9 protein-coding genes and 1 tRNA gene are annotated in these 13,654 nt (G+C 37.2%); 6 read left to right on the forward strand and 4 right to left on the reverse strand.

The window, feature by feature from the left end:
• Window positions 1-49: 49 nt before the first annotated feature.
• Window positions 50-1,330, reverse strand: a complete 1,281-nt coding sequence (gene aceA / locus CQ046_RS08380; RefSeq protein WP_105701826.1) for an isocitrate lyase — start codon at window positions 1,328-1,330, stop codon at window positions 50-52.
• Window positions 1,331-1,456: 126 nt separating this feature from the next.
• Entirely contained in the window at window positions 1,457-3,031 is a 1,575-nt protein-coding gene (gene aceB, locus CQ046_RS08385) for a malate synthase A (RefSeq protein WP_105701827.1), read from the reverse strand.
• 127 nt (window positions 3,032-3,158) lie between these two features.
• Between aceB and CQ046_RS08390 the strand changes: the two genes are divergently transcribed.
• From CQ046_RS08390 to CQ046_RS08400, 3 genes are all read left to right on the forward strand, one after another.
• Window positions 3,159-4,640, forward strand: coding sequence for a helix-turn-helix domain-containing protein (locus CQ046_RS08390; RefSeq protein WP_105701828.1), 1,482 nt, complete (start codon window positions 3,159-3,161; stop codon window positions 4,638-4,640).
• A gap of 174 nt (window positions 4,641-4,814) precedes the next feature.
• Complete coding sequence (locus tag CQ046_RS08395) at window positions 4,815-5,468, forward strand: ComF family protein (RefSeq protein WP_105701829.1); 654 nt, start codon at window positions 4,815-4,817, stop codon at window positions 5,466-5,468.
• Window positions 5,469-5,674: 206 nt separating this feature from the next.
• Window positions 5,675-6,361 (forward strand): alpha/beta fold hydrolase, encoded by a 687-nt coding sequence (locus CQ046_RS08400; protein ID WP_105701830.1) that lies wholly within the window; start codon window positions 5,675-5,677, stop codon window positions 6,359-6,361.
• Window position 6,362: 1 nt separating this feature from the next.
• On the opposite strand, the gene upp is transcribed toward CQ046_RS08400, so the two are convergent.
• Complete coding sequence (gene upp, locus CQ046_RS08405) at window positions 6,363-7,013, reverse strand: uracil phosphoribosyltransferase (RefSeq protein ID WP_105701831.1); 651 nt, start codon at window positions 7,011-7,013, stop codon at window positions 6,363-6,365.
• Between the two features lie 148 nt (window positions 7,014-7,161).
• Between upp and CQ046_RS08410 the strand changes: the two genes are divergently transcribed.
• Window positions 7,162-11,082: a Pls/PosA family non-ribosomal peptide synthetase gene (locus CQ046_RS08410; protein WP_228406912.1), complete on the forward strand. Its 3,921-nt coding sequence runs from the start codon at window positions 7,162-7,164 to the stop codon at window positions 11,080-11,082.
• Window positions 11,083-11,247: 165 nt separating this feature from the next.
• Window positions 11,248-11,730: a GNAT family N-acetyltransferase gene (locus tag CQ046_RS08415; protein WP_105701833.1), complete on the forward strand. Its 483-nt coding sequence runs from the start codon at window positions 11,248-11,250 to the stop codon at window positions 11,728-11,730.
• A gap of 61 nt (window positions 11,731-11,791) precedes the next feature.
• Here CQ046_RS08415 and der read toward each other — a convergent pair whose 3' ends face one another.
• On the reverse strand, window positions 11,792-13,102 hold the full coding sequence (gene der, locus CQ046_RS08420; protein ID WP_105701834.1) for a ribosome biogenesis GTPase Der: 1,311 nt from the start codon (window positions 13,100-13,102) through the stop codon (window positions 11,792-11,794).
• A gap of 373 nt (window positions 13,103-13,475) precedes the next feature.
• Between der and CQ046_RS08425 the strand changes: the two genes are divergently transcribed.
• Window positions 13,476-13,546: transfer RNA gene (locus CQ046_RS08425), tRNA-Gln, on the forward strand.
• Window positions 13,547-13,654: the final 108 nt, after the last annotated feature.

Consider the following 13,654-nt stretch of genomic DNA (forward strand, 5'->3'; position numbering starts at 1 on the left):
AAAAATTAAGAAAGGGTTTTAATTAACATCAAAAAAATATGGAAAATGATTAATGGAATTGCGCTGTTTCCGTAGAGTCTTTCATCGCTACGGTAGCTGAAGAGCCATTAGTAACAACATTCTGTACTTCATCAAAATATCCTGTTCCTACAAAAGACTGATGCTTCACCGCTCTGAATCCTTTCTGCTGCAATGCAAATTCGCGTTCCTGCAGTTCGGAATATCCGGCCATTCCTCTTTCTTTATACGCTAAAGCCAATTCAAACATCGCTGTATTCAAAGCATGGAATCCCGCAAGGGTAATAAACTGGAACTTGTAACCCATTTTAGCCAGTTCTTCTCTGAAAGTAGACATTTCCTCTACACTCAGCCTTGCTGCCCAGTTGAATGATGGAGAGCAGTTATAAGCCAGCATTTTTCCTGGGAATTTGGCATGAATTCCTTCGGCAAATCTCCTTGCCTGCTCCAGATCAGGATTGGAGGTTTCCATCCAGATCAGATCTGCGTATGGTGCATAAGATAAACCTCTGTCGATCCCTTGTTCTACTCCGTTTTTCACTACATAAAATCCTTCGGAAGTTCTTTCTCCCGTCACGAATTTCTTATCCCTGTCATCAATATCAGAAGTCAGCAAATCTGCCGCATCCGCATCCGTTCTTGCGATAATAAGACTCGGAACTCCCAATACATCAGCAGCGAGACGGGCAGCAATCAATTTATTTACAGCTTCCTGAGTGGGTACTAATACTTTTCCTCCTAAGTGGCCGCATTTTTTGGCAGAAGAAAGCTGATCCTCAAAATGTACGGCAGCTGCTCCCGCTTCAATCATTTGCTTCATCAGTTCAAAGGCATTCAGATTACCACCAAAACCTGCTTCTGCATCTGCAATGATTGGCACAAGATATTCTCTATTCCCTGTTCCGCTCACAGACTGTACCTGATCTGCTCTCAATAAAGCATTATTTATTTTTTTTACCACAGAAGGCACTGAATTAGCAGGATACAACGACTGATCCGGGTACATTTCCCCTGATAAGTTAGCATCTGCAGCCACCTGCCATCCGGAAAGATAAATAGCTTCCAGCCCAGCATCAACTTCCTGCACTGCCTGATTACCGGTCAGTGCACCAAGTCCTGCCACATAATCCTGGGTATTTAATTTATTCCAGAATTTTTTGGCCATTTCAGTTGCGATGGTATAATCTATGGTATAAGTTCCACGAAGTTTTAAAACTTCCGCTGCTGTATAAGGTCTTTTCACCCCTTTCCAGCGTGGATTTATCAGCCAATCTTGCTCTAGAGCCCGGATTTGTTCTTGTCTTGTTTTCATAATATTTGGATTTTGTTTGATTAGGTTTGAAAGTAATTTTGTTGCTAGATGCCAGTTTTATTGTTAGTGTTAATTGATGATTGGGTTTTCAACCAGCAACTATAAAACCAGCAACCAACATTTTTACTAAATAAATGGATATGCTTTAAGGGTTAAAAATTCTTCAAATTTTTCACAGAAAATCAATTCATTGAAAAGTTCTTTTGCAAGGTTGAATTTTCCGTTATTGAAGCGGGTTTCTCCTACATATTTTTCAATATTGTCCATTTCTTCTTTTTCCCACTGCAATATCATATTTCGGGTTAAAGTTCTGTCGTCACTTAGTACAGCTTCGTTTTTCAGCCATTGCCAGACCTGAGTTCTTGAAATTTCTGCAGTAGCAGCATCTTCCATCAGATTATAAATGGCGGCAGCACCGGTTCCCATCAGCCAGCTCTCAAGGTAAAGAATTCCTACATTGATATTTTTTCGGACTCCTTTTTCGGTAATATCTCCTTTTGGAATTTCAAGCAACTGACTTTCTGTTATATGATATTCAAATTTTTTATCAATCTGATTTTTGGAAGGCATATATTGGTCAAAAATTTCTTTTGCCACGGCTACTAATGCCGGATGGGCTACCCAGGTTCCGTCATGGCCGTTTTTAACCTCCCTTTCTTTATCATTTTTTACTTTTTCAAAAGCAATAGTATTGGCTTCGTCATCATCCTTTACAGGAATTTGCGCTGCCATTCCGCCGATAGCGTGTACATTTCTTTTATGGCAAATTTCAATGACTCTTTTTGAATACGCACTCATAAAAGGAGAAGTCATGGTTACCTGATCTCTGTCCGGAACAATAAACTCCGGAAGGTTTCTGAATTTTTTAATATAAGAGAAAATATAATCCCATCTTCCGCAATTCAGGCCTGCACTATGTTCTTTTAATTCAAATAAAATTTCATCAATCTGAAATGAAGCCGTAATAGTTTCTATTAAAACAGTGGCTTTGATACTTCCCTCCGGAATTCCGAGGTAGTTTTGAGCAAAAACAAAAACCTCATTCCACCAGCGGGCTTCTTTATAATGTTCCAGTTTTGGAAGATAGAAATAAGGACCACTGCCGTTTTCCAAAAGCTGTTTTGCATTTCTGAAAAAATACATTCCAAAATCTGTCAGTGAACCGGAAGCCTTCTCCCCATTGATTTCAATATGCTTCTCCGGAAGATGAAGACCACGTGGACGAACCTGTAAAACAGCGCTCTTTTCATTAAGGGTATAAGCTTTTCCTTTTTCGTTGACAAAATCAATAGTTCGGTTAATAGCATCAGAAAGATTAATTTGTCCCTGGATACAGTTTTCCCACACCGGTGAACTGCTGTCTTCAAAATCAGCCATAAACGTAGATGCTCCGGAGTTCAGGGCATTTATAATCATTTTGCGGTCAACGGGCCCTGTAATTTCTACTCTCCTATCCTGCATATCAAGAGGAAGTGGAGCACATACCCAATTTCCGTTTCGGATGTTTTCTGTTTCTTTTAAAAACTCAGGAAGATTTCCGTTATCAAAATTCTTCTGGGTATTTTTTCTTTCTTCTAAAAGTTCAAGTCTTTTATAATTAAAGTTCTGATGAAGCGAAATCAGAAAATCTGCCAAATCCGGAGTAAATATTTCCTCAAACTGCTTCTGTGACTTTATTTCCAATTGAGTCTTAGTTTCCATAACCTATTGATTTTGTGATTTGATATTACAAACATAAATAAAAACTTTCATAAAATAGCGAACGTTCGCTAAATTTATTTAAAATTTATTATGCGAATAATCGCATCTAATTATTTATATTTGAGTAATGAATTCAGAAAGCGACTATATCAAAACGGTTTTCGGCCTAAAACTGAAACAGCAGAGACAAAAGAAAAACTGGTCTTTGCAGGATCTTGCCGTAAAGACAGGATTATCAAAATCTTACCTCAACGAAATTGAAAACGGAAAAAAATATCCCAAGCACGATAAAATTATTCAGCTTTCTGAAGCACTGAACTGTACTTTTGACGATCTGGTTTCTACCAAGCTTGATAAAAGTCTGGCTCCCTTCAATGAAATTCTGCAGTCTGACTTCTTCAAAGAAGTTCCGCTGGAACTGTTCGGAATTAATAAAAATAACCTCATCAGTATTATCAGTGATGCTCCTAAAAAAGTAACTGCTTTTATCAATGCATTGATTGAAATTTCACAGAATTACAATCTTGGAAAGGAAAGGTTTTATTTTGCCGTATTGAGGTCATTTCAGGAACTGTATGATAATTATTTCCCGGAGATTGAAGAAAAAGTAGGCATGTTTACTCAGGAAAATCGTTTAAAAATCGGAAAAAACTTAAAGTCTGATATTCTTGAGAAGATCCTTGCAGAAAAATTCAATTACACCATTCAGTCTGAAGATTTTGAGAAGTATGGAACTTTGGATAATCTTCGTTCTCTTTTTATTCCGGAGAAAAAATTATTGCTGCTGAATCAAAAGCTGGAAAAAGATCAGAAAACTTTTATTCTAGCAAAGGAAATTGGATTCAATGTTTTAGAATTAAAAAACCGCCCAAATACTTATTCATGGCTTGATTTCGGGAGTTTTGAAGAGATTTTGAATAACTTTTATGCCTCTTATTTTGCAGGAGCTTTACTAATTTCAAAAGAACCTGTCATTGAAAAAACTTCAGAGCTCTTCCAGCAAAATAAATGGGAACCCCAAAGTTTTGAAAGCCTAATCAACAGTTTCACCCGATCACCGGAAACGTTCTATTACCGACTAACCAATATCCTTTCGGCAGAAATGGGAATCAAAGATTTATTTTATTTGTGTCTGGTCAAAAAGAAGAATTCGGATAAAATTCAGATTTTAAAAGAGCTTCACCTTAACCATCAGCAGGCTCCTCATGCCAATGCAATGAATGAACATTATTGCAGAAGATGGATTGCTGTAAAAAATCTTGATCATTTAAAGGAAAATGAAACGCTGACGGATGCTCAGATTTCCCACTATAAAGATCAGGGCATAAGCTATCTGGTGATTTCGACCTCACAGAAAAATCCTTTTTCAGACGGGAGCAACAGAAGTTATTGCCTGGGAATTTTATTAAATTCTCAAACAATCAAAAAAATAAGTTTCATCAAGTCTCCTTCCTTAAAAACCATCAACGTAGGAGTTACCTGTGAATCCTGCAGCATTGCAGATTGTGAGGTAAGACAGACTCCACCCGTGAGACTGGAAAAGGAACATTTTAATCTGAGTATGAAGAATGCTGTGGAGAAGATCAGGAAGAATTTTGAAGATGTGTAAGAGTGAATAGTTAATGCAGAATTCAAGGTGCAAGGTGCGAGGTTGTGAGTATGGAAAAGCTTTCCTTCTGCCAAATGAAATGCCTTTGCGAACATTAGCGTTAAGAATAATTCACCATTGACTTTGCGGAGCAAAAATTGACAATTATTTTCATATCTTAGTAAAAACACACTTATGATATTAGATTTATTGTTTCCGAACCGTTGCATCCATTGCAACAGAATCATCGATCCTGAACTTTTGGTATGTGATCTTTGTTTTAGCCAGATTCATTTTACGCATTACAACTATTTCGAAAACAATCCGGTGAAGGAAAAATGTAACTTGTTTTTTCCGGTTGAAAACACGTTTGCACTGATACAGTTTGAAGAGGAAAGTTTAAGCCGTAAGATGATTCACGACCTAAAATACAGAAACCGGGAAAAAGCAGGAAAGATTCTTGCAGAATGGACTATCGAACGTCTGGATTTTAAAGACGAAAAACCTGACTTATTGGTAAGCGTGCCTCTCCACCCAAAGAAGCTCAAAGAGCGCGGATACAATCAGCTTCATTTATTTACAGAAACTCTATCTTCATTTTACAACATTCCTTTTGACCATCAATTAATCAAAAGAAATTATTATTCCAAAGCTCAGGCCTTAAAAGATAAAAAGCACAGATTGGAATCAATCAATACATTCTCCGTCACCTATCCTATTAGCGGAAAGCATATTCTTCTGATTGATGATGTTTTCACTACTGGAAATACGGTTTCATCAATTGCCTGGGAGATTTTAAATGCCGGGAACAATAAGTTGAGTGTTTTGGTAATGGCGGTGGATGTTTGATGTGGGGTGCTAGTTGCGGGTTTCGGGGTACGAGTTACGGGATGGTTTGATGCGGGTTATGAGATTTAGGGTGTGGAGATCGTATTAAAAATATTCTCAAACTCTAGAACCCTCAAACTCTCTCACTCTAAAACACTCTCACTCTCCTACTCAATCCATTTTCACTATTCAATTCTTTTTCCTAATTTTCCGGAAACTAAACAACTATGCCCAATCTGCTTTTATTACACGGAGCTTTAGGTCACAATGACATTTTTAAACCTTATCTGAATACACTGCCCCAATATTTCACGGTACACACTCCTTTATTTTCAGGACATGGAGATCAGGAGCTTCCTGCAGATGGAATTAATATTAAAAAGTATACTCAGGAATTATCCGAATATTGTAAAGTGAATAACCTAGCAGATGTTTCCATTTTCGGGCATAGTATGGGAGGTTATGTTGCGCTTTGTTATGCTATGGAAAATCCCGAAAATGTAAATTCTATTATAACGTTGGGAACAAAATTTGACTGGACTGAGGAACAGGCTTTGAAAGAAAGCAAAATGTTAAATCCTGATGTTATTCTTGAGAAAATTCCGCAGTATGCCCAACTTTTAGAATCACAACACGGAGCAAAATGGAAAAAGCTTCTTCCCGCTATTGCTGATTTAATGATTGACTTAGGTAAAAATCCTCCTTTGGAAAATAACCTTGCTGCGATTCAGATTCCGGCTCAAATTATGGTGGGAGATAAAGACAATATGGTTACTATTGAGGAAAGTGTAAGAGTTTACAGAAGCCTTCCTAATGCAAAATTGGCCGTACTCCCGGATACAAAACATCCCATGGACAAAGTACGACCTGATTTATTATTGAACTTAATAAAAGATTTCTGGAATCTTGTTTAAATTATCTCTGAAGTTTTTCTCCGTAGCTAAGATCTCCGGCATCACCTAATCCCGGTGTGATATATCCTTTAGAGGTTAAATGTTCATCGATAGCTCCTACCCAAATATGAGCTTCAGGATAGGCATTTTGAACTGTTTCAACACCTTGTTTTGAAGCAATAGCTGCTACAATATGGAGCTGAGTGGGGTTTCCGTTGGTTAGCAAATCTTTGATCGCTTCAATTAAAGAAGCTCCTGTTGCCAGCATGGGATCTGCTACGATAAGTGGCCTTCCTTCAATGCTTGGGCAAGTAAGATAATCCTGTTTGATTGAGAAATAATCATTGGCATCGTGTTTTCTGTAGGCTGCCACAAAACCACAATCTGCTCTGTCAAGATAGCTCAGAATTCCTTCAAACAATGGAACTCCAGCTCTTAAAATAGTAGTAATAACAGGCTGTACAGCAATTTCTCTGCTTTTTATTGTATCTAAAGGAGTCTGAATTTCAACTTCTCTGTACTCCAGTCCTTTACTGATTTCAAAAGCGGCAATCTCCCCGATTCTTTCCATATTTCTTCTGAATCTCATTCGGTCGTGCTGGACTTCAACGTTTCTAAGTTCGTTGATCCATTCATTGACAAGAGAAAAGTGTTGCGATAAAATAGTAAGCATGAAAATTTTATTTTTTTTTAATTTCAGTTAATTGATATTAATTGTTGCAAAATTACAACTAAAAAACGAATTGAAAAATCGGGTTTGAGGAGAAATAAAGTATATTTATAAAAATATTCCCAACACATTATATTGTAATTTTTTAATGATGAAAAGCCTTATTTTAGGAAAGATCAGCCCGGAGTTTATCAAAGAAGAAACGCTGCCTGAACTACTGGTTCCCACCTTTGAAAAATATAAAGATAAAACAGCCTTTATATTTAAAGATAAAAAAATATCGTATGCTGAACTGGACAGCTGGAGTAGTGCAATAGCCCTTCAACTGCAGAACCAGGGAGTACAGCCCGGTGATCGTGTAGGGGTATGGTATCCCAGAAGCCTTGAACTTCCAGTAGCTATACTCGGAATTTTGAAAGCGGGTGCAGCGTACATTCCATTAGACAGCGAAATGCCTGAAGACAGGATTAAAAAGGTTTTTACAGATATGAATGTCAAGACGTATTTTTCAGATACGGATGCTCATATTCACTGCCAACCGCTAAAAATTGCTCAACAGCCTAAGAATTCTGTTTCTTTACCTGCCGTAGATTTTACACCTGACAATTGGGCATATGTATTATTTACCTCCGGCAGTACAGGAAATCCTAAGGGAATTCCTATTTCTCACCGGAATATCTGCCATCTGATCCGTTCCGAACAGGATTTTATAGGAATAAAAGATACAGATATTGTTTATCAGGGTTTTTCTGTGTCTTTTGATATGTGGTGCGAAGAAGTATGGATCAGTCTCTTTTCAGGAGCTACCATATGGATTGCTGATGGCACTACTGTAAAAGCGATCGATGAACTGAGTGATGTTTTAACAAAAAATAATATTACGATCCTTCATGCAGTCCCAAGTATTTTGGCCATTATTGATGAAGTTCCTGCCATCAGACTGATCAATACAGGAGGTGAAGCATGTACGAAACAGGTGCAGGAAAAATGGGCAAAGCCCTATCGAACATTCATCAACAGCTATGGACCTACGGAAACCACGGTTTCCTCCAATATGGCTCAACTGAATAGCCAACAGGAGCTGACTATCGGAGCTCCTCTTCCCAATTATCATGTTGCTGTGGTTGATGAAAATATGAATATCGTTCCACGGGGAGAACGTGGTGAAATGGTTATTTCCGGCCCGGGAGTTAGCAATGGATATTTTAATCTTCCTGAGCTTACTGAACAGAAGTTTTTGCAAAATCTGTTTCCGGAAGATCTTCCGGGAGACAAAATTTACAAAACCGGAGACGCTGTTATTATCCGTGAGGATGGCTTTATTGAATTTCAGGGAAGAATAGATGATCAGATCAAACTACGAGGTTACAGAATTGAACTTGGTGAAATAGAATCACGGTTGAACCAACTTCATGATGTATCCTCTGCTGCTGTAGCAGTAAAAGAAGATTCCAACGAACAAGGTCAACTTGTTGGATATGTTGTCATGAATAATGAATCTTCTTTTGATGAAAATGGAATGCGAAAAGAGCTGGCAAAGTTTTTAGCTCCTTATATGGTTCCTATTTCTATTGTTCTGATGAAAGAAATGCCGAGAATGCCAAGTGGTAAAATCGACAGAAAACGGCTTCCTGTTCCTGAAAGCTTTCTTATTCATGATAAAAAAGAAGAGATAAAAATTGATCATGAAGCTCCCATAGAAGAAAGGCTTATTCAAACGCTGCAATGGGTATTTCCGGGAAAAGAAATTAATCTGAATCAGGATTTTTTTACTGACCTGGGCGGACATTCTCTTCTGGCTGCTACATTGGTTTCTCATCTTCGTCAAAAAGCAGGAATTCCTACAGCCTCATTAAAAGAGATTTATGAAAACCGTCCTTTATCAAAATATTCCGAATGTCTCAAAAATAAACATGCTCAGACAGCAGTACATCAGGAACCTTTTCACAGCGTTTCAACATTACAGTATATTGCCTGTAATATTGCTCAGACAATTAGTCTGCTGGTTGTATTTGCTTTATTGAGTATTCAGATCTTTTTTCCTTATTTAAGTTATTATTATTTTCAGATTAACGGATATGGACTGCATTATGCTCTATTGAGTGCTGTTTTACTGTATACCTTGATTCCTCCTGTATATTCCATCATTATTGTTCTTACCAAATGGCTTGTGATTGGAAAAATAAAAGAAGGAGATTATCCGCTCTGGGGATGGTATTATTTCCGATGGTGGCTATGGAAGACTATTAAAAGATTAATGCCCTCAGAATTTATTGTAGAAACTCCTTTATATCCAAAATACTTAAAGTTACTGGGAGTAAAGGTGCATCCAAGTGCACAACTGAGTTTACTTCCTATTGCAGCGGAAGATCTTGTGACTATTGATGAAAATGTGAACACCAGCTCCGGCTGCAGCATCGATAATGCTTCTGTTGAAAATGGAATCTTAAGAATAAGAAAAGTCCATATAAAAGCACATGCTTACCTGGGATCTTCTGTTATTGTATGCGGAGACACAGAAATTGAGCAATTTGGGGAACTTCAGGATTTAAGCTGTTTGAATGAAGGTGGAAGAATTGGATTTGGAGAAGTATGGAATGGCAGTCCGGCCGAAAAAATAAGAGTAAAATCCGGTGAAGAAATTGAAATTCCTCAACTGGCTTCGTCAGCAAAAAGAAACCGGTTTGCATTATTGTATGCATGCTCACTGTTCTTTTTTCCCCTTCTTATTGTTTTGCCTTTAGCACCTACACTTTACACCTTATATTATCTGGATGACCGTTCTGCTGATTATACTTTTTATTATTTATGGCAGGCTCCTATACTTTCCACAGTATATATTCTACTATTTATTGGAGTGATAAGTATACTGACCCGCATTTTACAATACAATATGAAACCGGGCATTTATCCTGTCTACAGTTTTATGTATTATAAAAAATGGATAAAGGATCAGATTTTCAACTTGTCTCTGATTATTGTACATCCGCTTTTTGCTTCTATTTATATCAGTAAGTTCTACAGAATGATGGGAGCAAAAGTGGGGAAAAACTCAGAAATATCGACTGCAAGTGATGTTTCTCACCATCTTCTGGAAATTGGGGAAGGCTCATTTATTGCTGATGCTGTAATCCTTGGAGAACATGATGTAAGAAATGAGAAATTAATTTTATCCAAAACCACGATCGGAAACAACAGCTTTGTAGGAAACAGCGGACTGATTCCTCAGGGATACGAACTTGGAAATGATATGCTGATCGGAGTACTGAGCAAAGCACCTTCAGAAGAACAATTGAAAAATTCTACTGAAAAAGACTGGTTCGGATCTCCTCCGATTGGTCTTCCTTCAAGGCAAAAATCTGATACTTTTCAGGATAGCCTCACTTATAATCCACCATTCAAACTTAAGCTGGCAAGAGCTATTGTAGAAGGAATCAGAATTATTCTTCCACAGACAGTAGTAATTATCTGCAGTGTATTATTCATTGCGTATACAAGTATTTATCTGGAAGGAAATATTCATTACCTTATTTTACTGGCTCCTTTTTATTATTTAGGAATTGTTGCTTTACCCTCTTTTTTCTTCACGGTAATATTGAAGTGGATATTGGTTGGAAAATATAAAAAAACTGAAATGCCAATGTACAGCATGAAAGTTTGGTTGAGTGAAGGGATTACTACCATTTACGAAGCACTTCCTGTACAGTTTTTCCTTGACTTCCTGCGAGGTACATGCTGGCTTCCATTCTTTATGAGATTTTTAGGGGTAAAAATCGGAAAAAGAGTATGGCTTAATACCACTGACATTACAGAGTTTGATATGGTATCTATCGGAGATGAAACAATGCTGAATGAAGACTGCGGTCCTCAAACCCATCTTTTTGAAGACAGAATTATGAAAATCGGGAGTGTAAAAATTGGAAAACAGACTACAATCAATTCAAGAACCATTATTTTATACGACAGTGAAATTGGAAACAATGTCAATATAGATCCTCTTTCTCTCGTGATGAAAGGAGAATTACTATCAGATAATACATCATGGTACGGAAGCCCGTTAAGAGGGAAGTAATTACCAGGAAGCTGGAGGATGGATGCTGGAGGTGATGAAAGCAAATAACAGGCATGAATGTCTTTTTATTGAGCTTTTATTTTAAAACAACAGGTATATTATCTGTCACAGGTTACCCCCATCCTCCCTCTTCCAGCTTCCAGCAAATTTAAAAAAAACATCATTATGAATTATTCCATCAGAAAAATAAAAATCAGTGAAAATCTATCTATCGTGGATGAATTGGTAGGAGAACTTCATGTTTCAGAAAAAGAAATGAATAATAAAACTGCAGCCTGGAGTCTAATTCGGCAAAATTACCTCCGTTTTATGACCGAATGTGAAGAAGAAAATGATGGTACTTTTCTTATTGCTGAAGTTGATGGGAAAGCTATAGGGTTTCTCTTCGGATATATTGATGAGAAAGACGACAGTAATTTTGAATCAGGAGAGGGTGATGATCTTTATGTCTCTGAAGGATATGTAAAAAAAGAATTCAGAAAGCAAGGAATCTACTCTGCCCTCAATAAAGCATTTGAAGAAGCCTATACAGACTATAAAATTCGAAAAATCTATCGTTATACACTTTGCACCAACGACACCATGCAACAGTGGTTGGCTTCCCAAGGATATCAGCCTGTAAGATTGGTGTACGAGAAATGGATGTAGCTTAAAATAAAGACTCCGGCAAGTTTCGCTTGCCGGAGTCTTTTGTGAACAATTGTTCTTATTATTTTTGTCTGAAATAAACTTCAATTGGAACTCCGGTAAACCCGAATTGTTTTCTCAACTGATTTTCAGTAAATCTCTTATAAGGCTCCTTCACATATTGTGGAAGGTTACAGAAAAATACAAACTGCGGGGACGGCGTAGGAAGCTGAACACAATATTTGATTTTAATATATTTTCCTTTCAATGCTGGTGGTGGTGTTTGTTCGAAGATAGGAAGCATTACTTCATTCAGTTTTGAAGTTTTGATTTTCTTCTTACGGTCTTCATAAACCTCCATTGCTACTTCTACAGCTTTCAAGATTCTCTGCTTCGTTAAAGCGGAAACAAATAAGATTGGAATATCCTGGAACTGACCAATTTTATCTTTGATTGATTTTTCGAAATCACGGATTGTATTGGTCTGTTTGTCTTCGATCAAATCCCATTTATTCACAAGGATTACAATTCCTTTTCTGTTTTTCTGAGCCAAACCAAAAATGTTCATATCCTGAGATTCCCATCCTTGTGTGGCATCCACCATGATAATAACTACGTCAGAATATTCGATAGAACGGATAGATCTCATTACAGAATAGAATTCAAGATCTTCGTTTACCTTAGATTTTCTTCTCATCCCTGCTGTATCCACCAACACAAACTCGTGTCCGAATTTGTTGTATAAAGTCTGGATACTGTCTCTTGTAGTTCCTGCAATATCGGTTACAATATTTCTTTCAACATCCAATAGAGCATTGGTCATGGTAGACTTCCCTACATTTGGACGACCTGCAATGGTAATTTTAGGTAATCCTTCAAATGGATCTTTGTATTCTGTAGTTGGGAAATCTTTAACGATATCATCTAACAAGTCACCAGTTCCGGAACCTGTAGCGGAAGAAAGAGTATAATATTTGTCTATTCCTAGTTGATAAAATTCTGTTGCAGGAAGTTCTTCTTTTGATGAATCTACTTTGTTTACAACTAAATAAATAAGTTTATTGGATCTTCTAAGAAGTCTGTAAATTTCGAAATCTGTATCAGTAAGCCCTTCTTCCACATTCACCATGAAGATAATAGAAGTTGCTTCATCCACGGCTAGTTGTACCTGCTTACGGATTTCTTCTTCAAAGATATCATCTGTACCTACATCATAACCTCCTGTATCAATTACAGTAAAGTCTACTCCATTCCAATCTGATTTTCCGTAGTGACGGTCTCTGGTAACACCAGCTGTAGAATCTACAATAGCTTCTCTTCTTTCTAATAAACGATTAAAAAGCGTGGATTTTCCTACGTTGGGACGCCCAACGATTGCGACAATATTTGACATAAAAAATGTTTAATAATCCTTTTGCTTTGCTCAGGATATGTTATTAATGGGTTACTCCAACTTTTGGAGCCCAATTTTTTGCAAAGATAGGGTTTTATTATTTAAATGCAGTTTTAGGTAAGGAAGCTGGAAGAAGGAGGCTGGAAGTTAGTATTTAACGGAAAAATCATCATAACCATTACAATAAAAATTGAGTGGATAATATCTACACCCCCCTTATTTCCGGATAAAAGCAAAATTTCTTAAAATTTTATTGAAAAATAATTATTTGTATATCAATATGTAATGCTCCTTAAGCCCCTATTATGTTAATTAATCTTTAACTTTGATTTTCATATTTAAAATAATTTCTATAATTTCGCAACATAGAAACAGACCTATAGTGTAACGGTAGCACTCCGGTTTTTGGTACCGTCAGTCGGGGTTCGAATCCCTGTGGGTCTACAGCAAAACAAAAGCAACTCGCTAATTTACAGCAAGTTGCTTTTTTATTTTGGTCACTTTTGGTCACTTGGTCACGATTTTGGTCACCCTTTTTGTATAAAGCCACCC

Source organism: Chryseobacterium sp. MYb7, from assembly GCF_002979455.1.
Lineage (GTDB): Bacteria > Bacteroidota > Bacteroidia > Flavobacteriales > Weeksellaceae > Chryseobacterium.